Below are 19,616 nucleotides of genomic sequence, written 5' to 3' on the forward strand. Positions count from 1 at the left end.
TAGCCGGACTCAGGGGTGCGCGACCAGCTCCCGGATCGTGGCGCGAACCTGTCCGACGGCCGGGACCGCGGCGAACTCGGCCGACTCGTGCAGGAAATCCGACAGCCGAGCGGCCGTGCGGCCGGTGGGGCGCCCGGCCGGCGACAACGCCGGACCGATCTGCTCGACCGCGTGTTCGGGCTCGCCGAGCATCAACTGCAGGCGGGCCGCGGAGATCGCGGCCATCGCCGGTGACAGGAATTTCTCCGGCAGCGGTGGGCGAACCTCGCCGAAGGCGATCCGGGCCAGGTCGGGGCGGGTGGCTCGGAGTCGGCGACAGCTTGCGCCGAGTAGCCGCGACTGCTGCCCCGGCCCCGGCCAATCCCGGCGCGGTCCGAGGAGCATGGCAATGGTCGCCGCGGTGAGACTGCGATCGGCGGCGTCGTCACCGACTCCGGTCGCGGTGGCTTCACCACGGCATTCGGCGGCGATGACGATCGCGCGCCGGAACGCGGCCTGCTCACCGAGAATGCCGTGCGCGTACGCCTCCAGCTCGGCCAGGACGACCCGCAGCAGGGGTGTCGCCGTACGCCGCGACAGATACTGGGCGAGCTGGGCCACCTCCAGGCCCTCCGCCGGCCTACCGCTGTCGAGGAGCTGCCAGGTGGACTCCGCGAGGATCGCGGCGGTCAGCACCGTATCGCCCGCAGCATGGGCCAGCCGCGCGGCGGCGACCGAGTACCGGCCCGCGGCAGTGATGTCCTCCACGTCCCAGCTCATAGCGGCGGCGATATCGGCCAGTTCCGCGCCGGCCCGCAGGGCGCGTCCGTGCCGGTGTGCATCCGAAAGCTGCTGCAAGCGAGGGAGATTCGACGACAACCAGGCAGTGACGGCGCGGCGCGGCGCCTGCCCGTCGCCCCACTGCCTGTTCCGGGCCCAGATCGCGAGCTGTTCGGCGGCCGCCAGCTCTGTCGCGGCGAAGCCGGCCTGATTGCCGCCCGGTTGCGCGGCAGGCGGCCACAGCAGCGACGACAGCTGTCCGGGCAGATCATCGGACTCGGTGACCGATTCGACGGTCAGCCGGGCGCGCAGGTGATCCAGCGGCGTGTGCAGCGCCTTCTCGTAGGCGGCCACGTGCTCGGCACGTACCACGCGCGCTCCGGTCTCGAGCTGGCCCAGGTACGGCTTGGAATAGTTCGTACGCGCAGCCATGCCCTGCAGGCTGATCCCCGCTGCCGTCCGTGCGACCCGCAGCGCCGCGCCGACCTCGCTCATCCGAGGTCCGCGACAGTGCGGGCCGGCTCGTTCATCTTCCCGAGAATACGTCGCCGGTTTTTTCCCGCGCGAGGTGTCTGCAAACAGTCTGCAATAAGGGGCGACGTGCCCTGCCCAGCCGTTCGTCCCCCTATCGTCCGACATCGTGAGCAACGAAACTGTCCTGCCCGGCCGGCGCCGGCGCGGCGGTGCGCGCGTCGCGCTGACCTCCCTCGCGCTGCTCGTCGCCGCGGCGACCGGGGTGACACCGGCGGCGGCAGCACCGTCCTACCAGCCCGCCGCCCAGGTCGAAACCACCTATTACGCGCCCGGCCCCTGGGCGGTGGCCGAGCGCACCGGCGTCGACTGCTGCACGTCGACCGGCGACAGCTACGACATCTGGTATCCGGCCGATCTCGGGGCCGGCGGTATCGTCCACCCGGTCATCACCTGGGGCAACGGCACCATGGCCCATCCGCGCGAATACGCGTATCTGCTCTCCCACCTCGCGTCGTGGGGATTCGTGGTGATCGCCGCCGACCGCACCGACACCGGCACCGGCGTTCAGATGCTCGACGCGGTGCGCTACCTGACCCGGCAGAACAGCGACCCGAACAGCATCTTCCACGGCAAGATCGACACCACCGCAGCCGGGGCGACAGGGCATTCACAGGGCGGCCTCGGCGCGATCAACGCGCTCGCGCGCGGCGGCGGCGCCGTCCGCACCGCGGTGACCCTGGAGATGCCGTTGTCGGCGGCCTGCGCGGCGCTGCCGTCCGTCGCCGGCCAGAGCACCTGTATCGATCCCGCCACGGTGACCTCGGGTTCGGTGCTGCTGATCAACGGTTCGGCCGACGGTATCTCGCCCGCGACCCAGCAACTCCCGCCGGAGCTGATCGGACTGCAGTCGATGCAGGCCTACTACGACGCACTGCCCGCCGGTCTGCCCAAGGCCCGCGCCGCGGTGGTGGGCGCCCAGCACAACGACGTCCAGGGTCAGCCGGACTGCACCAACTTCAGCTGCACCGAGGGCGTCTACCGCTATCTCGGCTATCTGACCGCCTGGTTCATGGACCGGCTGCGCGGCGATCCCACCGCCCGCACCGCATTCCTCGCCGGCACCGGCGAACTCCTGCACAACCCCCACTGGTCCGATCAAGCCAGCACCATCACCCGCTGACCGAGGAAAGGCTGCACATTCCATGGACGACCACGTCGAGGAACTACTCGCCGAGCTGGATCTGGACGGCAAGCTCCGGCTGATCTCCGGCGCGAGCCTGTTCCGGATGGCCGGTAACCCCGCGATCGGACTCGCCGAGATGCCGGTCTCCGACGGTCCCTCCGGTGTGCGCGGCGAGAACTGGGACGAACGCGATCCGTCGGTGAGCCTGCCTTCGGGAACCGCTGTCGCCGCGACCTGGGATCCGGCGCTGCTCACCGAGATCGGTGCACTCATCGCCGCCGAGGCCCGGCGCAAAGATGTCTACGCGGTCCTCGGACCGACGATCAACCTGCACCGCTCCCCGCTGGGCGGCAGGCATTTCGAGTGTTTCTCCGAAGACCCGCTGCTCACCGCCGAGATGGCGGCGGCCTACGTGCGGGCCGTGCAGGCGCACGGGGTGAGCGCATGCCCGAAACACTACGTGGCCAACGATTCCGAGACCGATCGCTTCACCGTCGACGTCCGCGTCGACGACCGGGCACTGCGTGAGCTCTACCTCTACCCGTTCGAGCGCGCCGTCGAGGCCGGTGCCTGGATGATCATGGACGCCTACAACGCCGTCAACGGCACCACCATGACCGCAAACCCGCTGCTCGACGAACCGCTCAAGGGCGAGTGGGGATTCGACGGCGTGGTGGTCTCGGACTGGACCGCCGTCCGCACCACCGAAAGTGCGGCACGGGGCACCGACCTGTGCATGCCCGGCCCGCCCTACCTCTGGGGTGAGCCGCTCGCCGCCGCCGTCCGCGCCGGCGAGATCGCGGAATCGGCCATCGACGACAAGGTGCGCCGCATCCTGCGCTTCGCCCAGCGCGTCGGCGCCCTGGACGGAACCCCTCGGCCCACACCTGTTTTCACCGACGAGCACGCCCAGGACCTGGTCCGCCGGGTTGCCGCCCAGGCCATGGTTCTGGTGCGCAACGACGGCATCCTGCCCCTGGCACCGGACACGACCGTCGCATTGCTCGGACCGTCGGCGGGCGAACCGCGTTTCCTCGGCGGCGGCAGCGCGACCGTGATCCCCGGTCACACCAGCACCCCGATCGAGGGCCTGACCGGCCGCCTGCCGCTCACCCACACCGCGGGTGTCCACCTGTCCGAAGACCTGATACCCGCCCCGCTGGCGCTCATGACCGATCCCGAGACCGGCGAACCGGGACTGTCCGCGCGATACCTGAAAGACAACACCGTGCTCGGCGTCCAGCACCGCGCCACGAGCCGCCTCGTGCTGCTCGGTGAACCGCTGGCCGCGCAGTCGAACACGGTCGAGATGGTCACCCGCCTGCGTGCCGACACGGCCGGTGACTGGCAGATCGGCTTCGGCAGCGTGGGCCATATCCGGCTCGATATCGACGGCGAAACCGTACTGGACGAGAACGTGGCCCTGGATTCCGGCGATCCGGCGGCGGCCCTGCTCAACCCGCCCCAGCGTCACGTGACTCGTACGCTGGCCGCCGGCGACGAGGTCGAGGTACGGCTCGTGACCGGCATCGAGGAGGCGATGCCCGGCCTCGGCATCATTCTCGGCGCGACCCTCGGTATCCGGCGCCCACAGCGTGACGACGACGAGGAGTTCGCGGCAGCGATCGACCTGGCGCGCGCGGCCGAGGTGGCCGTGGTCGTGGTCGGCACCACGGAGCAGATCGAGAGTGAGGGCGTCGACCGCACCACCCTGCGACTGCCCGGCCGGCAGGACGACCTCGTCGCCGCTGTCGCGGCGGTGAACCCGCGCACGGTCGTGGTGGTGAATTCCGGTGCGCCGGTCGAGATGCCGTGGCGTCACGACGTCGCCGCGGTGCTGCTGGCCTGGTTCCCGGGCCAGGAATTCGGCGCGGCGCTGGCCGATGTGCTCACCGGCGCCGCCGAACCCGGCGGCCGGCTGCCCACCACCTGGCCCGGGACCATGCCCGACGTCCCGGTCGTGAACACCACGCCCGTCGACGGTGTCCTCGGCTACACCGAGGGCATCCACATCGGTTACCGCGCGTGGCTGCGAGCGGGTACCGAACCCGCCTATCCGTTCGGCCACGGCCTCGGCTACACGACGTGGTCGACCGCGGACCTCGTCGTCGCGGGACGCACCGCCTCCGTGACGGTCACCAACACCGGTGATCGCCAGGGCAAACACGTTGTGCAGGCGTACCTCTCACGCCCGGACAGCACTATCGACCGTCCCGTTCGCTGGCTCGCCGGCTTCACCGCGGTTACCCTGCCACCGGGCGAATCCCGCACGGTCTCCATCTCCCTGCCCGACCGCGCCTTCCAGCACTGGGGACCCGACGGCTGGGAGACCGAGCCGGGCGAATTCACCCTGCAGGTAGGCGCCTCGGTCGCCGATCTCCCCCACACCGCCTACGTCTCCTGACCCAACTGCTCGACCGTCCTCGGAAACCGCAGGCCGAGGCGTATGCGAACACCCGCCTGGCCTGCAGTGAACGGTTTGCTCAGCTCACGCCTGGATGCATAGTGCCCACCGGGGCACTATGCACAAGGGCACGATCGGGTAGCCCGGGCGCGTTCATAACAGCTTCACCCCTGCGATCCCGCCAAGCCTGAATCATGAAACCGCAGGTCGGTGAACTACAGGCAGTTCTTCCCGGTTCATGACCATATTCGCCGTTGCCTCAGCCCACTGCCGCCAACGCTCGCCACGCCTTCCGGGAACGCGATCGGGCCCGCGGAGCGGCGCATTCGATTCGCCGGCGCGCCTCGGAGGTACTGATCCGCAGCAGATCACTCAGTAGCTCTGCCGTGTCCCGATAGCCGGTGTCGGCAGCGAGACCACGGCGCTCGGCCCCGGCAACGGCGGCGACCATGGCGGCACCCAGCCGCCGCCGGTGGCGCTCGGTTTCGACGAGAGTGCGCAGCAAGTCGACATCGGCCAGTTCCGACCATCTCCGGGCCGGCGCGTGCGGTGCCAGTGCAGTCGAATGTGTGTTCACCCCGCGGAGCTTACCGCACACATAGAACATATGTTCGAAGATGGCCCCGACCGCCGGGTCGTGTCCGGGCAGCCGGCGCGCCCGTGCTCGCCGCCCCGGCGAAGCGGGACGACGCGACCGCGTTCACGGCGTCAGTGCGAGTAGTCCCGGAAGGTCATCACGCCGCCGACCAGGAAAACCAATATCGCGAGGATGTAGACGGTGACGCGGAACCACGTCGGGCCGTAGTAGCTGACCGCCATCGCCGCACCGAGCGCCGCGAGAATCAACACCACCCCGTAGAACGGTGTGCGCTGCTCTCTGTCAACCATTCCTCCAGTGTCCTCCGCCGACACTGCGGGTGGCAACGCCGCGGGGATTATTCCGGCGACGATCCGGATCCGGCGGCAGATTCCCCGATCCTTCCCAACATTGGGAATTGTTCGATAATCGTGCATACGGGTTCCGGCTGGTGATCGCTGTCTTGTCCAACCGGCTTCCCCAAGAGTGTGACCGCATAGCAGGAGCTGGTCCATTCTGCTGTGGCAATGAGGGGCCGCTTGTGTTCGTGGGACTGGCCCGGGTGATCGGGCGACTCGACGCGGCAGCCGGGAAGGCGGCGCGGGCCGGCACGAACCATCTCAGGGACACCGGTGACCGGCTACGCGGGCAGGTCACCCGGCTCGAATCCGCCGATGATTCCGGCGCGCGTTCGATCGGGACCGTACGCGGCGAAGGCAATCTGGTCGGAACGGACGCCGCGGGCAACTTCCGGTTGTTCCGTGCCGAAGACGTGGTCAATGTGCCGCTTCGGAATCGCGACGGTGAGGTCATCGGGGTTTCCTTCCCGTCCAGGCGCGGCGACGCGGAAAGCAAACAGAGATGGGCACGAGCCGATCTACGCTCCGCCGATTTCGTGCACTATGCCTTCTGGAACAAGACTCCCGGAGCACGGAAGCCTTCCTGGGCGTTCGGCCGGCGCCGCGAAGCGCCGTGGGCTACGGACTCCCCGGGAAAGCAACCGATCTACATCCACGCCCACGCCCGCAGCCGGACCTTCGATGTGAAGATCAAGACCGGCCGATGGTCGTCCTCGGTTGTCCAGATCGACGGCCCGACCTACGGCGAGTTGATTGCGGACAATCAACATCTGGAACGTGCGCTGTTGTCCCGCCCGGACAGCCCGTTCGTCTTGCTGTCGTGCAGCCCGGCCGAGACCGGCGGTGTTGCCGCGAAAACCCTGGCCGAACATCTGCATACGAAAGGGGCGCTGTCCAACGATATCTATGCCGCCAAGGGCGAGGTCATGACGCGGACTTCACTGCGCGGCGATGAGAAATCCTCGCTGGTCGGCGTCGAGGTCGACCCTGTGGCCGGTGATTCCACGGAATCCTTGTGGGAGCGATTCCGAAAACCTGGAGCCGCGCCCCCACCGGCCGCCGGCGGGACCTGACGGAATCCACGGTGGGTGTCGTACTTCCGGACAGCGTCGCGGTATTCCTGAACGTTCTCGGCATACCGTGGATCAACGTGGACGAAGACCAGGTCCACGAGACCGCCGGGCACATCCGGACCTTCGTCGCCGACCTGGACAACACCTTACGGTCGGCCAACGACTACATGTCCGCGCTGGAAGCGGAGTATTCGGGTCGGGGTTACCAGCTGTTGCTGGCCGAATGGGCGGCCGTCGACAGCACCCATATGTCGGCCCTGCGCACGGGGGGAACAACCGTCGCGGGTGTACTCGATGTGGCGGGCACCATGATCGCCGCACTCAAAGCGGTGGCCGTCGCCGAGCTCGCGGCCCTCTTCACCGCGGCGGGCGCGCTGCTGGTGTCGGGCGTCGGCGCGACACTGCAGCCGGTGGTCGCCGCGGCGGTACGGCGAATCGTGCTGGCCTTGAAGATCGCGGTCGAAGAGCACATATTCGGAGAGCTCCTCGAACTGGCCGTGACCGAGTTCGAAGACGTGGTCCGCGATGTCGTCGAAGGTATCGGCGATTTCGCCTACCGGGTGGCGGCCGCGGCCCTCGACGTCGGCGGGACTCCGGCGGAGCTGCGGCTGGATCCGGCGGGGGCACGGCGATATGCCGATGCGATCGCGGGTCTCGGCGACGATATCGCCGAGCATCATGCCCGGCTCACCGAGAACCTCGCCCAGGTGGGCGACGGTAGCCGGTCCGGCCTACTCGACGAACCTGCCTCATCGGCGAACGGAATCGGCTCCGGGACCACGGCAGAAGCCCCACCCGCACCAGAAGGCACCCTGCTCGAGCAGACACGGACACCGTCCGGGCATTCTCCCCTGTCCATTGCCGCCGGGAGCGCGGCCCACGAAGTTCCCCGGACGCCCGGCGCAAGAACTGAAGACCAACTCACCCGAGAGGCCGCTGCGGCGCAGCCCGGCCCGATCTCGGCGACAACACCGGTCGCTGAGCGAACAGCACACGCCGATACGGCTCTCCCCGCCCGCAGCGCGGCCGGCGCACCGGCCGACCCATCCGCCGGACCGATGCGCCCGGCGGCGGACCGAACCGAACCGCGAGGGTCCGCCGAGGTGGAAACCTCACGCAATCCAGCGCCGGGCCGCCTGCCGACAGAGAGTCCCGGCATCGGCGCGCCGGACGAACGAATCGGCGCATCCGTACCCGCCGCTTCCGAACCGTTCGGCGGCGCCACAGAACTCCCGACCCGAGCAGGCTTTCCGGAGCCCCGGAACGACTCTCCCGGTCCCGGCGCCGGCGGGACCGGCGGCCCGGCGGCAGCTACCGCAAACGCGAGCGCAACCCCAGCGGCCACCGGCATGAACCCACCGAGCCGGTCCGGCAGGCGGTCTACTGCGGGGCGGGCCGCCGATCCGGAGCCCACCGTGACCGAGCGAACGAACAGCCGGCCGCCACACCACAGCACCGGCGCGGTGCGGCGAACTCCCTGGACGAAAGGTAGATCGAAGAGCGAGAAACCGGCTGTCGAGCGTGCGCCATGGGCCCGGCCCGCGACGGCTGTCTCGGCGCCGCCCGAGATCGGCACGCCACCGACGGTATCCATTCGGCAAACCGGAGAACCGACCACTGCCGCAGCTGACGAATCAGGTCACGGTGACGGCAAAACAATGGACGCCGCGGTCTCAGCCCGTCCGCCGGAGAGCGCCGGCAGTGAGGCGGAACGGCGCAACACCACCCGGGTTCAACAGTAGATCCGTGTCCGGCGGAACGATATCCGCTAGCTCATCGCCCAGAACGGGCCACCACCGGTCCACCTCCACCGCACGCTTCTGCGCTCCGGCCGTTGCGATCACCACACAATAGGCACCATCGGGCGCGGTACCTATCAGCGGGCGCCCCTCCTCGTCGCAGCCGATTTCGACCACGGCGTTGCGCAACGATTCGATCAGGTCCTCGGCGAGCTGCTCGCCCGACGCGATACGCCGCAGGATGGAATCCACCGGATCGGTCGGGGACGATTCGTCCGCCGGTATGTACTCGGGATTCGGCTCGAACGGCCCCACGACACCCTCGGCGGTCACCATCCATCCGCCCACGATCCCCGCAACCGGAAGGGCCGAATCCGCCGGTTCCGGCCGGTATGCCGGGTCCAGCAGCAGGAACCAGTCGCCCTGCCGGATCGCCTCGGGTGGCGGCTCGGCCATGGGAATGCCCTCCGGATCGTGGTGTCGGACCGACCATAACGAACGGCCCGGCCGCCGTTCCGGTGGGAGCCGGAGGGACGGCCGGGCCGGGCAGTTGCCGCCGAGGTCAGGCAGCGGAGAGGGTTGCCAGCATCTGGGCGAGCTGCTGCATGCCCTGCGCTTCGTTCGCCGAGGAGCCCGGCGCGATCGGCAGGTCGACCGAATCGGCGGACGGTGCGGTCACCTCGGTCGCCGGCTGCAACGGCAAGCCGGTGCCGGCGCTTGGCGCACAAGCCTCTTGGGCTATCGCATGACGCCGGTGTGCCCGGTGGAGTAGCGGCCCGGTTGCGGCCAGACGGTGAGACCGTGCGGGCCCCGGCCGACCGGGATACGGGCCAGGAGTTTCCACTCGGCGATATCGATCGCGTACACCTCGCCGTGTTTTCGGCCGGAGACCCAGAATGTCCGTCCATCGGCGGAAAGATTGCCCATATCCGGGCTCCCACCGTCCGGCAGGAACCATTTGTGCACCAGGCCGCCGGCCGCGAAATCCCAGACCGAGATACTGCCTTCGTCCCGGTTCGTGATGAGCAGCTGTTTCGAATCACGGGTTACATACAGGCCGTGGGTGCCGGCGCCGGTGGGGATGAACCCGGTGTTGTCGAAGGTCAGCGCGTCGAAGGTGTAGAGACCGCCGGCGTGCATATCGGCCACGAAGAAGGTGCGGCCGTCCGGGGACAATTTGACGTCCTGTGGCATACCGGACGGTGCGTGGGGCAGGTCGATGGTACGTACCAGTGCGCGGGCGGCGATATCGACGACCGCCATGCGCCCGGCGAATTCGCAACTGGCCAAGGCGAAACGGCCATCGGCGGTGAAGTCCATATGATCGACTCCGGCGCAGTCCGGGACCGGCACAGCGTGCTTCTTCTCCCAGGTGCGCGGATCGTAGAAGTCGAGGGATTTATCCGCCTCGGCGACGACCAGGGCGTACTGGCCGTCCGGGGTGTAATACATGTTGTACGGGTCCCGCACCGGGAAGCTCGCGCCGGGTTTGCCGGTGCGCGGGTCGATCGGCAACAGGCTGCCACCGCCGATCGGCAGATCGTTGGTGACGTACAGGGTTTGCAGATCGTAGGACGGCACGACGTGTTGCGGTTCCACCCCGCCGGCCGGGAAGGTGTCGATTACCCGAAAGGTCGCGGGGTCGATCACCGAAACATCGTGGGATTCACTGTTCGGTACGTACACCAGTTCCCGGTGGCCGGCGACCGCCGGGCTCAATTTCCGGTTGGCGGCGTAGATATCGTCGGGTCGCGGTGGCGGCGGCATCCCCGGCAGCAGGTTCGCCATATGTTCCGGCGGGGGTGCGACCGGCGACGGCGACGGGCTTCCGGTGGAGCCGTCCGTCGATACGGCCTCCCCCGACGAGCAGCCGGCCACCGCGACGAAAAGGGCAGCTGCCGCGGTGAGCCGGACCGGGTGGTCGTGCCGCAGGGTGGTCACTGACACCGATGTCCTTTCGTCCTGCCGAGCGCATACCGCGACGGCCGGGGACGGGCGGACAGCCGGAGACGCACTGAGCCACAGACCCTTCGGGCATATCGGTGGTTACGCTCGAGCGCAATGGGAGACAACAGTTCGTGCACAATTTCCGCATCCGGAAGACTAGTGGAGCGGGCACGAATCGCCCAAACAGCAACCGGTAGGCAATTGTCCGTGGTCTCCGCGCGCTCGGCGCAGCTCAGAGTTCCGGGTGCCGGTATCGGGAACGGCGAACCCGGTGGGCAGCGGAAGTACGCCGCTCACCGGGTCGCCGGGGTGTCAGCACTGCGCGATCTGGCGCTGGGCGCCGGCCGAGGACTGGGCCGAGCGGCCGTTCCGGAGTGCGCCGCCGGCCGGCTGGGCGGCCGCCCGGCTCACCGGACGCGGCCGGGCACGCCGAGTCGTCTGCCGTTCCCGGCGCGGGTAACCGACCTGGGTGTCGCTGCGGCGGGGTACCGCCCGGGGCAGGATGCGCTGCTTGCCGTCTTCGTCGTGACAATCCTGTTCGTCGGCCTGGTCCGGCTCCGTCCGGCCGACCGGACGCTGTCCACCCGGTACGACGAGTACGAGGCGCGGTTCCTGTACCGGCGCGGTGTCGTGGACGACGTCACGGCCGTCACCCGCTTCGTGGGCGGTGGGCCGCCGGGAAAGTTCTTCGTGGGCGCGGGCATCGACGACCGCCGCACGGACCGGGCCCCGCATACCGAGGGCGATGACGGCCGTGATCACCGCGAGGAACCCGCAGATCAGTCCCTGGTTCGTCACGGCGGCGGTGGCCGCCTGCTGCGTCGCCGCGACGCCGGACCCGCTGCCGAAAACCGTATCGACGATATCGCCGAGGGCGGTTCTGAGCTCGTCGTGGTCCTCGGTCATCGCGCGCAGCTCCGGCGCTTTACCGTCGAGATGCAGAAGCGCCGCCGGGACGAATACGGCATTGGCCGCCGCGGCGCCGATTGCGAGCAACAGCCCGGCGCGCGACTTCCGGTACAGCGAGAGCCCGGCCACGGTGAGCAATGCGGCGGCGGCGGCGAGTGCGCCCCACAATCCGCTGATGGAGACAACATGTTCGGTGAGGCGCTCACCGGCGCTGCGGAGCACGGGAACGGAACCGTCGAGCCGGCCGAACGCATCGCTGCGGACCTCGCCGTGCGGACCCGAGGCGGTCAGCCAAGGCTGGAACAGCAGCGCGAAGGTGGCCAGGCTGAGTGCGGCTACGGACCAGAATTTCCAATCGCATCGGAATTCGGAACTCGGTCGATCGACATTTCCCGAAGGGGTGTGGAGTGAATATTCCGAAGTATTTCTGGTCTCGACCTCGTGGTCCACCGTTTCGCCTTACCGCGCGAATTGAATGGGGCGCGAATATCGCTTCCCCGCTGAGCTTGTCGTCGTCGACGTCGTCCAGCATAGAACACCTCACCCGCAGGTCGGGCGGCATTCCGGCCACAAGAGAGCTGGGCCACAATACTTTTCAGTAATATAGCGCCGGGCGAAACCGGGACGGCATCACGAAATACTGTGTTAACAAGGACTTTTCATCGGGTTTCGATACATCGCACCGTCGAGGTTCCGAATTCTCCTGTGACCGGATACACGTTCGGCATCCCGATTCGACTCGGTGACCGGGGACACCGAGTCCGCGGATGATCACACCGCGTCGATGGGAGTCCCGGTTCACCCAGGCGTGACCACACGTGCGCCGGGCGGCCAGGAAGCGGCGGCCCACAGTCCGCCCCCGAGCCGCTCCGGCCACTGCTGGATCACACAAACGTCCAGTGATAGCGTTTGCCTATGGCAATCGGTACCGGGGCGCCGACCCGGGCCGGCGTAGGCGGGTGAGCCGATATCGCGGAGTCCGGCGGCGCCATGACCGTCACTGTCGCGCTGGGCGGTGACGTCATGCTCGGCCGTGGCGTGGATCAGCTCCTGCCGCGACCCGGGCACCCGGAACTCCAGGAACCGTGCGTCCGGGATGCCCGCCGCTACGTCGAACTCGCCGAACAAGCGAACGGCCCGATCCCGCGGCCCTACGGTTTCACCCGGCCATGGGGCGAGGTGCTCGATATCCTCGACGAACTCGCGCCCGATATCCGGCTCGTCAACCTGGAAACCGCGATCACCGCGGACGGCGGTTTCGCCCCCGGCAAAGGGGTCCACTACCGGATGCACCCCGGCAACCTGCCGGCACTCACCGCACTGCGTCCCGATGCCTGCGCGCTGAGCAACAATCATTGTCTCGATTTCGGCACGAGTGGACTGGCCGACACCCTCGACGCGCTGGCCGGTGCGAATATCGGCGCCGCCGGTGCGGGTGCGGACCTCGCGGCCGCACAGCGTCCGGCGGTGGTGCCGGTGCCCGGTGGGCACCGGGTGCTGATCGCGTCGGTATCGACCCCGTCCAGTGGCGTTCCCGCAAGCTGGGCCGCGGGAAACGGCCCGGGGGTCTGGCTGATCGACCATCCGTCGGTGCACCACGCCGACGAAGTGGCCGCCCGGTTCGCGCCCACGTTCCGCAGCGGCGACCGCACGATCGTCTCGGTGCACTGGGGGCCCAACTGGGGTTACGGAACCGGCCTGAGCGAGCGGCAATTCGCGCACCGGCTGATCGACGCCGGAATCGATATCGTGCACGGCCATTCCGCACACCACCCCCGCGCTCTGGAGATCTACCGGGGCAAACCCATCCTGTACGGCTGCGGCGATGTCATCGACGACTATGAGGGCATCGGCGGCCACGAGTCCTACCGGCCGGAGTTGCGGCTGCTGTATCTGGTCACCCTCGACCCGGGCGGACCCGCCATCGTGCGCATGCTGCCATTGCGTATCCGGCGTATCCAACTCGAGCGAGCCGGTGACTCCGATACCCAGTGGCTACGAACCGTGCTCGGTGACATCAGCAGCCGGTACGGGACACGAATCGGCACCGAACCGGAGGGACTGCTGACCGCATACCGGTAACCGCCCGCCGGCGTCTCTGCTCATCGTACGAAGTCGGACCGTTCGCGACCTCCGATCAGGCAGCCCTTCGCAGTTCGGCGGAACCGGGCGACGAGCGGCCGCAGTCGCGCCGGGTTCAGCCCAGGACCGGGGTGTAGGTGCGCGCGTCGCTGACGAATTCGGGATTGCCGTAGGTCTCCAGCCTGCGCTCGATGAGCCGGACGAGGTAGCGGTCGACTACCTTCGCCAGCGGCGGGATACGGGTCGCGGCGTCCACGAGGAGCAGCCGCCCGAGGATGAAGGGGGCGGTGGCGGCGATCCGCGCGACATCGGCCGGGCCGAGTGTGACGCCCATACCGCGGGCGATGCGCAGGCTGCCGCGGCAGAAGGCGAGCACGAAACCCGCCTTGCTGTAGCTCTTTTCGACCGCGTCGGCGATCCGGTCGTAGCGGGTGTCGCGGGGCCGCAGGTAGGCGGCCATGGTGGAGCGGATCAGTTCGCCGCAGGTGGCGTCGTCGAAGCCGTCCCGCAGGAGTGCGGCGCGGGCGTGGAATACCTGGATGATCTCGGCGGGTGTGGTCGGCAGCAATTCCTCGGGGAGCCCGAGCAGGAAGCACCGGTAGCGGCTGAATTCGACCTGCGCACGCTCCTCGGCGGTGAACTCGGTACGTCCCTGCCGGCGCACCCGGACGGCGAGGAGGTAGAGGTCGATCATCCCGGCCGGCATCTGATCGACCTGCGGCACCGGCACGCCGAAGATATCGGTATCCCAGTGCTCGGACCGTTTCAGCGCGTTGTAGCGGACCATCGAATGCATCAGCCGCACCATGGCCGCCGCCTCGAATCCCGGTCCGTAGCGGTCCAGCGCGCCGGGCAGGGTGGTGACGGCGAAGAACGACGCCGTTTCGTTGACGCGGCGGGCCGCGCGCCGGCCGGACAACGCGCCGGTGAGTGCCATCGGCAGCGCCGCATAGGTGTTGGTGAAGGTCGCGATGAACGCGCCCCGGGTGACGAACGGGGCGAGCAGCGCGGCCGGGGTGCGTGCCGCCCGCGCACCGCGGCGGACCAGTTCCGGATCGACCCACTCCGGGGTGGCCTCCATCGCGGAGATGAACGACACCAGCTCAGGTGGCGCGTCGGGTACGGCGTCCAGACCCTCCTGGCACGCGCGGCGGACCATGGCGATCAGGCTGCTCACGCTGTACTCGGCGGTCAGCGCCGCGAACGGGTCGGCGACGACGTCGCCCAGCATGGTCGCCGTCGACATCAACTCGACGACCCGGTCGTCGGCCAGGATCGATTCCCGGTCGGCGACCCCGTGCGGCAGGGAGGACGGCTCGCCCGGTGCGGTCACCAGGCGGTACGGCTGCTTGTCGAAGTCGAGGTCACCGTAGAGGCCGGGTTGCAGCTCGCGCTGACTGCGCACACGCTGCGCAAGCCCCGGGTAGTACGTAGGCATCGCGCCCTCCAATTAACTCACAACGTGTGAGTTAATACTCACGCAGTGTTAGTTAAACTGTCAAGCATGAATTCGCAGCGCCGACGGCGGATGCCCGCCGAAGCGCGGCGCGGGCAGATCCTCGACGTCGCGCAGGCGATCATCGACGCCGAGGGCTTTCATGCCGCCACTCCCCAACGCATCGCGGAATCGGCCGGTATCGATCGGTCGCTGCTGTATCAGCAGTTCGGCGATCTCGCCGGCCTCTTCGTCGCGTTGATCGACCGCGAAGCCGAACGTGCGGCCGCCCAGTTCGCCGAGGCCGTATCCGCGGGCGACGACGGATCGCCCGGCAATCCCGCTCTGCGAGCCTTCGACAGCCTGTTGCACGCCGTCGACGCCCGCCCCGCGACCTGGCGGCTGTTCCTGTTCCCGCCCCAGGGCGCACCGCCGGCGCTCTACGAACGACTCGCGCAATCCGAGGTCGTCGTCCGCGAATTCTTCGTTCAGCAATTACTGCGATTCAACCCGGACCTCGAGGATCCCGGCTACACCGCCCGGGTTCTCCACGCGGCCGGTCGCGAACTGCTGCAACTACGACTCAGCGAACCCGAGGCGGCCACCCACGAACGCCTACGTGCCCTGGTACGCCGGCTCAACTCCGAACTGTTGCAGAGGATCCGGTAGGCCCACCGGTCGCCGCGCGACTGCCCACCGGCGGCGCCGGAACTCGCCCGGCCCCGTGGACGCGTATTCCCGATCACCTCCCCCGACCGTCCGGAAGCGGCCCACTAGGCTGACCGCGGAAATATCCGGCGAGCGGGAGCATGGGGAAATGAGCACCAATCCGGGCGGATGGCCGCCGCAGCAGAACACGGGGTCGAACCGCACGCTGCTTTTCGTGCTGATTCCCGTCCTCGCCGTGCTGGTGATCGCCGCCGCGGTCGGTATCGGGCTACTGGCCCGGGGTGCGGTGGCGGAGGAGATTTCCGGTGCCCCCGCAGCCGCCGGCAGCGGGTCCGCGCCCAGGAATGTCCTGGCCGACGGCGCTGTCCGGATCGGCGAAGCGGACGCCGCGGTGACGGTCCGGGTCGTGCTGGACCTGCAGTGCCCGTTCTGCAAAGCCTTCGAGGAGGCCAACGGCAAGGTGCTGGAAGACGCCGTCCGCGACGGTAGCGCCGCGGTCGAGTACAGCGTCATCTCCTTCCTGGACCGCGCCAGCACCACCGAGTACTCCTCCCGGGCCGGTAACGCCTCGTTCTGCGTCGCCGACTCCGGACTGGCCGACTACCAGGGCTGGCTCGCCGAAATGTTCGCCCGCCAACCCGAGGAGGGCGGCGCCGGCCTGCCCGACAGCGACCTGATCGATATCGCGGAAGCAGTCGGCTACACCGATTCCGCCGTCGCCGACTGCATCACCGAACGCCGGTACGACGCCTATCTGCGCACGAAGACCGACGAGGTACTCGATTCCGGCGTGAACGGCACCCCTACCGTCTACGTCGACGACAAGGAGGTCACCGACTCGGCTGCCCTCCTCGAGCCGAACGGTCTCGCCCCGGTCATCGCCGCCGCACGCTGAGAGCGCCACGCCGCGAGCATCGACGCGCTCAGTCGTTCTCGCCGGGCTCGATTCGCCGGACCGTGCCGACCTTGTCGATCCCCCGGTCGAACGACGCGATGGCCGAGTCGGGGTCCGCCTCGGCCAGCGCGACGAGGTACGCGTCGGCGAACGCCAGACGGTGGTGCTCGTAGACATCGATGGCGCGGATCAGCACCGCCGGATCGTCGGAGGCGATGTTGCGTGAGCCGATCACCGAACGCATCAGCGCAGCCACCTCAGGTCTGGGTACTTTGTAAACGCTCTGCAGCACGTACACCGTCTCGGCGAGAATCAGGTCCGGCAGATACAGCCCCTCGGATTCCGCCAACAGGGCAGTCGCCCGCCGTCCCATCTCGGGCGGATCCTGCGTGAAATGACGAACCAGAATGTTCGTGTCCAGGTAGACGGTCACGACTCCTTGTCCCGCCACTGCTCCGCCCAGGCCTCATCCCGGATCTCGTCCCAGGTGCGCCCCCGGACCTGGGGCGGAACCGGCACACTACCGGCCAATTCGAGCAGTTCCGGAGTCCTTGCCAACACGACGACCTCACCCTCGACCCGGAAATGCACACTGTCGCCGGTGTGCAGTTCCAGCGCTTCCCGCACCGCCTTCGGAACCGTGATCTGCCCTTTCGATGTCAACCGCGCCAATGCATCCATGCCAGCTCCTTACTTGAGTAACAAGGTAAGGATATCGCCTCCGGCAAGGCCCCCGGGTTCACCGGCGCGGCAGCAGCAGCGCGGGTATCACGGCGAGGGCCATCAGGGCCGGGGCGATCAGGTAGGCGCTCTGGAATGCCTCCGCCAGGGCGGGGGCCAGGGCCGCGTGCTCGGCAGGGGCGAGATCGTGCAGCGCCTGCAGACCACCGGTGACCGGTAGCAGGGCGGAGAGCACCACCGCGACCACCGCGGTGCCGATCGCCATGACCGTGGTGTTGATCAGATTCACCGTCGTGCTGCCGCCTGCCTGCTGCTCCGGGGTCAGCGCACGGGTCGCGGTGGTGATGGCGGGCATCATCGTGCCACCACCGCCGGCGCCCATCAGCAGCATGGCCGCGCAGAGACCCCAATAGGAGGAATCGGTGTCCAGCTGGGCCCGGAAGAGCAGGAAGCCCGCGATCCCGACCGCGATCGAAACGGGCAGGTAGCGTCCCGGCGGGAAGCGGTCGATGAGCCGGCCCGCAACCTGCATCGTGACCCCGGAGGCCAGCGCGAACGGGATACCGAGCGCCCCGGCCACCAGCGCCGATTCACCGCGCACCACCTGGAAGTACAGCGGCTGCAACAGCATCGCGCCGAAATAGCCCGCCGCGAACAGCCCGAGCAGCGCGGCGGCGGCGCCGACCTCGCGGCGACGCAGGATCCGCAGGTCCAGCAACGGCTCCGGGGCGGTGAATCCACGGTGCACGAAGATCGCCACCAGCACCGCGCCGAGCAGCAACGGCAGCAGCACCCGGCCGAGCGGGAAATCGCCGTGTTCGCCGGCGGCCGTGACCCCGTAGATCAGCAGGGCCAAACCGGGTGACATGAGGGCGACGCCGATCGTATCGATCCGCCGGCGCGGTTGCGCGTCGTCGGCCGGGAAGACGCGCCCGGCGAGGAGCAGCACCGCCGCGGCGACCGGGACGTTCACGTAGAACATCCAGCGCCAGGACATCTCGTCGACGAGATAGCCACCGAGCACCGGGCCCGCGAGCGGGCCGACCAGGATCGCCAGCCCCATCGTGCTCATCGCGCGCCCCAGCCGCTCCGGGTCGGCCGCGCGCAACAGCACCGTCATCCCCACCGGCATGAGCAGTCCGCCGCCGAGACCCTGCAGCACCCGGAAGGCGATGAGCGATTCGATATTCCAGGCCGCGCCGGCCAGCAGCGAACCGATCGCGAAAATCGTCACCGCGGCCAGGTACAGGCGTTTCGCGCCGAATCTGCCCATCGCCCAGGCGGCGACGGGGACCACCCCGGCGACCGCGAGCGCGTAGCCGGTCGATACCCACTGGATGGTGCCCAGCGGCACAGCGAATTCGGCGGACAGCCGGTTGATCGCCACATTGACGATGGTCTGGTCGAGGGTGGCCATGATCGAGCCGACCACCAGGACGAGGGCGACCGTCATCGGGTTGCGGGCCGCCGATTCCGGTGGGGCCGCGGCTGTCGTCACACTGTGTCGCATCGTGGGCCTCACTGCCCGTAAGGACGGGTGGCACGGGCCGCGCGTAGCGCCTCGCCCCACCAGACCAGTTGATCCAACATGGTTTTCGCCGCGGTATCGGCCTCCGCGCCCGCCAGGCCGTCCGGCTGCCGCCACGGATTGTGGAAACTGACGGTATCGCGCACGGTGACCGCGTGGAGTTCGGCGAAGACGCCGCGCAGATGTTCGACCGCGCGCAGCCCACCCGATATCCCGCCGTAGCTGACGAAGCCGACGGGTTTGGCCTGCCACTCCGGTCCGTGTGAATCGATGAGGTTCTTCAGCGCCGCCGGGTAGCTGTGGTTGTACTCCGGTGTGACGACCACGAAGGCGTCTGCCTCGGCCAATGCGGCGCCGGTGGCGGCGGCTCCGGGCGCGGGCGCGCCGAAGGTGTGCGGCAGATCCAGTTCGCCCACATCGACGACTCCGACCGTGAGGTCGGGTCGCGCGGTCGCATGCCGCAGGAGCCAGTCGGCCACGGTCGGCGCGAAACGTCCCTGCCGGCTGCTGCCGATCACCACGGCCAGCCGCAACGGTGGCGCGGTGGTGGCGGTGCCGGTCGATATCGTCGTCATCGGTCTCTCCCCTACTGCGTTCGGCGTCCCCATCGGCCGCCGCACACCACCTTGCTTCCTCAACCAATGTTGAGGTCAAGCTCGGGCGCAAAAGCTATCGATAGCAGCCCCCGTGGCCAGCCCGCGCCCATCCCGCCGGGCAGCAATTCACGACGGCACCACCGCGAACCACAGCCGGGGTGAGCGAGATCCAGGCCGGTCGGCCGGAGCCCGGTGCAGCCGTGTCATGCCCTGGCGCGACGCCCCAGCACTGCCCGTCACCAACAACGGCCCGTATCAGCGGAGGTATCAGCTCGGCGTCAGGCCCGTATCAGCCGGTCCGGCGAC

General features: G+C 68.7%; 18 protein-coding genes. 7 read left to right on the forward strand and 11 right to left on the reverse strand.

Translation table 11 applies throughout. From position 1 onward, the window contains the following. Positions 1-9 precede the first annotated feature (9 nt). Positions 10-1,254 carry a helix-turn-helix domain-containing protein gene (locus ACQEVO_RS26885; protein WP_432918682.1) on the reverse strand — a complete coding sequence of 415 codons (1,245 nt, stop codon included), beginning with the start codon at positions 1,252-1,254 and terminating at the stop codon, positions 10-12. Positions 1,255-1,399: 145 nt separating this feature from the next. On the opposite strand from ACQEVO_RS26885, the gene ACQEVO_RS26890 reads away from it, so the two are divergent. Next, positions 1,400-2,413 carry a hypothetical protein gene (locus tag ACQEVO_RS26890; RefSeq protein WP_432918685.1) on the forward strand — a complete coding sequence of 338 codons (1,014 nt, stop codon included), beginning with the start codon at positions 1,400-1,402 and terminating at the stop codon, positions 2,411-2,413. 22 nt (positions 2,414-2,435) lie between these two features. Further along, the gene (locus ACQEVO_RS26895; RefSeq protein WP_432918687.1) at positions 2,436-4,820 is read left to right on the forward strand and encodes a glycoside hydrolase family 3 protein; all 2,385 of its coding nucleotides are present in this window, start codon (positions 2,436-2,438) and stop codon (positions 4,818-4,820) included. A 259-nt stretch (positions 4,821-5,079) separates the two neighbouring features. Here the strand turns inward: ACQEVO_RS26895 and ACQEVO_RS26900 are convergent, their stop codons facing one another. Further along, on the reverse strand, positions 5,080-5,397 hold the full coding sequence (locus tag ACQEVO_RS26900) for a DUF222 domain-containing protein (protein WP_432918690.1): 318 nt from the start codon (positions 5,395-5,397) through the stop codon (positions 5,080-5,082). Positions 5,398-5,528: 131 nt separating this feature from the next. After that, positions 5,529-5,708, reverse strand: a complete 180-nt coding sequence (locus ACQEVO_RS26905) for a hypothetical protein (protein ID WP_432918691.1) — start codon at positions 5,706-5,708, stop codon at positions 5,529-5,531. Between the two features lie 230 nt (positions 5,709-5,938). On the opposite strand from ACQEVO_RS26905, the gene ACQEVO_RS26910 reads away from it, so the two are divergent. Both ACQEVO_RS26910 and ACQEVO_RS26915 read left to right on the forward strand, forming a co-directional pair. Beyond that, positions 5,939-6,829 (forward strand): hypothetical protein, encoded by an 891-nt coding sequence (locus ACQEVO_RS26910; RefSeq protein WP_432918694.1) that lies wholly within the window; start codon positions 5,939-5,941, stop codon positions 6,827-6,829. Between the two features lie 11 nt (positions 6,830-6,840). Further along, positions 6,841-8,571, forward strand: a complete 1,731-nt coding sequence (locus ACQEVO_RS26915; RefSeq protein ID WP_432918697.1) for a hypothetical protein — start codon at positions 6,841-6,843, stop codon at positions 8,569-8,571. Here the strand turns inward: ACQEVO_RS26915 and ACQEVO_RS26920 are convergent. From ACQEVO_RS26920 to ACQEVO_RS26930, 3 genes are all read right to left on the reverse strand, one after another. Continuing rightward, entirely contained in the window at positions 8,503-9,024 is a 522-nt protein-coding gene (locus tag ACQEVO_RS26920) for a type VII secretion system-associated protein (RefSeq protein WP_432918699.1), read from the reverse strand. The two genes, ACQEVO_RS26915 and ACQEVO_RS26920, sit on opposite strands and share 69 nt — an antisense overlap. Before the next feature lie 282 nt (positions 9,025-9,306). Further along, positions 9,307-10,515, reverse strand: coding sequence for a hypothetical protein (locus ACQEVO_RS26925; RefSeq protein WP_432918701.1), 1,209 nt, complete (start codon positions 10,513-10,515; stop codon positions 9,307-9,309). Between the two features lie 312 nt (positions 10,516-10,827). Beyond that, positions 10,828-11,874, reverse strand: a complete 1,047-nt coding sequence (locus tag ACQEVO_RS26930) for a hypothetical protein (RefSeq protein ID WP_432918703.1) — start codon at positions 11,872-11,874, stop codon at positions 10,828-10,830. 540 nt (positions 11,875-12,414) lie between these two features. Between ACQEVO_RS26930 and ACQEVO_RS26935 the strand changes: the two genes are divergently transcribed. Beyond that, positions 12,415-13,506 carry a CapA family protein gene (locus ACQEVO_RS26935; RefSeq protein ID WP_432918705.1) on the forward strand — a complete coding sequence of 364 codons (1,092 nt, stop codon included), beginning with the start codon at positions 12,415-12,417 and terminating at the stop codon, positions 13,504-13,506. Between the two features lie 115 nt (positions 13,507-13,621). Here the strand turns inward: ACQEVO_RS26935 and ACQEVO_RS26940 are convergent, their stop codons facing one another. After that, complete coding sequence (locus tag ACQEVO_RS26940; protein WP_432918708.1) at positions 13,622-14,944, reverse strand: oxygenase MpaB family protein; 1,323 nt, start codon at positions 14,942-14,944, stop codon at positions 13,622-13,624. A gap of 90 nt (positions 14,945-15,034) precedes the next feature. Here ACQEVO_RS26940 and ACQEVO_RS26945 point away from each other — a divergent pair, with 90 nt between their 5' ends. Together ACQEVO_RS26945 and ACQEVO_RS26950 are read left to right on the forward strand one after the other, a co-directional pair. After that, entirely contained in the window at positions 15,035-15,610 is a 576-nt protein-coding gene (locus ACQEVO_RS26945) for a TetR/AcrR family transcriptional regulator (RefSeq protein WP_432923025.1), read from the forward strand. 148 nt (positions 15,611-15,758) lie between these two features. After that, positions 15,759-16,505 (forward strand): DsbA family protein, encoded by a 747-nt coding sequence (locus ACQEVO_RS26950; protein ID WP_432918710.1) that lies wholly within the window; start codon positions 15,759-15,761, stop codon positions 16,503-16,505. 28 nt (positions 16,506-16,533) lie between these two features. Here ACQEVO_RS26950 and ACQEVO_RS26955 read toward each other — a convergent pair whose 3' ends face one another. The 4 genes from ACQEVO_RS26955 to ACQEVO_RS26970 are packed head-to-tail and all read right to left on the reverse strand — an operon-like array spanning position 16,534 to position 19,289. Next, positions 16,534-16,938: a PIN domain-containing protein gene (locus ACQEVO_RS26955; protein ID WP_432918714.1), complete on the reverse strand. Its 405-nt coding sequence runs from the start codon at positions 16,936-16,938 to the stop codon at positions 16,534-16,536. Further along, positions 16,935-17,186, reverse strand: a complete 252-nt coding sequence (locus ACQEVO_RS26960) for an AbrB/MazE/SpoVT family DNA-binding domain-containing protein (protein ID WP_432918717.1) — start codon at positions 17,184-17,186, stop codon at positions 16,935-16,937. The genes ACQEVO_RS26955 and ACQEVO_RS26960 overlap by 4 nt, the downstream gene beginning before the upstream one ends. A 58-nt stretch (positions 17,187-17,244) precedes the next feature. After that, on the reverse strand, positions 17,245-18,684 hold the full coding sequence (locus ACQEVO_RS26965; protein WP_432918720.1) for a DHA2 family efflux MFS transporter permease subunit: 1,440 nt from the start codon (positions 18,682-18,684) through the stop codon (positions 17,245-17,247). A gap of 20 nt (positions 18,685-18,704) precedes the next feature. Further along, entirely contained in the window at positions 18,705-19,289 is a 585-nt protein-coding gene (locus ACQEVO_RS26970) for an NADPH-dependent FMN reductase (protein ID WP_432918723.1), read from the reverse strand. Between the last annotated feature and the right edge of the window lie 327 nt (positions 19,290-19,616).

The organism is Nocardia sp. CA-290969, from assembly GCF_050936135.1.
Classification (GTDB): Bacteria; Actinomycetota; Actinomycetes; order Mycobacteriales; family Mycobacteriaceae; genus Nocardia.

Coding starts and splice junctions, on each gene's coding strand:
- ACQEVO_RS26895 (WP_432918687.1), top strand. CDS start 2,436: ATGGACGACCACGTCGAGGAACTACTCGCCGAGCTGGATCTGGACGGC.
- ACQEVO_RS26920 (WP_432918699.1), bottom strand. CDS start 9,024: ATGGCCGAGCCGCCACCCGAGGCGATCCGGCAGGGCGACTGGTTCCTG.
- ACQEVO_RS26905 (WP_432918691.1), bottom strand. CDS start 5,708: ATGGTTGACAGAGAGCAGCGCACACCGTTCTACGGGGTGGTGTTGATT.
- ACQEVO_RS26960 (WP_432918717.1), bottom strand. CDS start 17,186: ATGGATGCATTGGCGCGGTTGACATCGAAAGGGCAGATCACGGTTCCG.
- ACQEVO_RS26945 (WP_432923025.1), top strand. CDS start 15,035: ATGCCCGCCGAAGCGCGGCGCGGGCAGATCCTCGACGTCGCGCAGGCG.
- ACQEVO_RS26935 (WP_432918705.1), top strand. CDS start 12,415: ATGACCGTCACTGTCGCGCTGGGCGGTGACGTCATGCTCGGCCGTGGC.
- ACQEVO_RS26950 (WP_432918710.1), top strand. CDS start 15,759: ATGAGCACCAATCCGGGCGGATGGCCGCCGCAGCAGAACACGGGGTCG.
- ACQEVO_RS26885 (WP_432918682.1), bottom strand. CDS start 1,254: ATGAGCGAGGTCGGCGCGGCGCTGCGGGTCGCACGGACGGCAGCGGGG.
- ACQEVO_RS26970 (WP_432918723.1), bottom strand. CDS start 19,289: ATGACGACGATATCGACCGGCACCGCCACCACCGCGCCACCGTTGCGG.
- ACQEVO_RS26940 (WP_432918708.1), bottom strand. CDS start 14,944: ATGCCTACGTACTACCCGGGGCTTGCGCAGCGTGTGCGCAGTCAGCGC.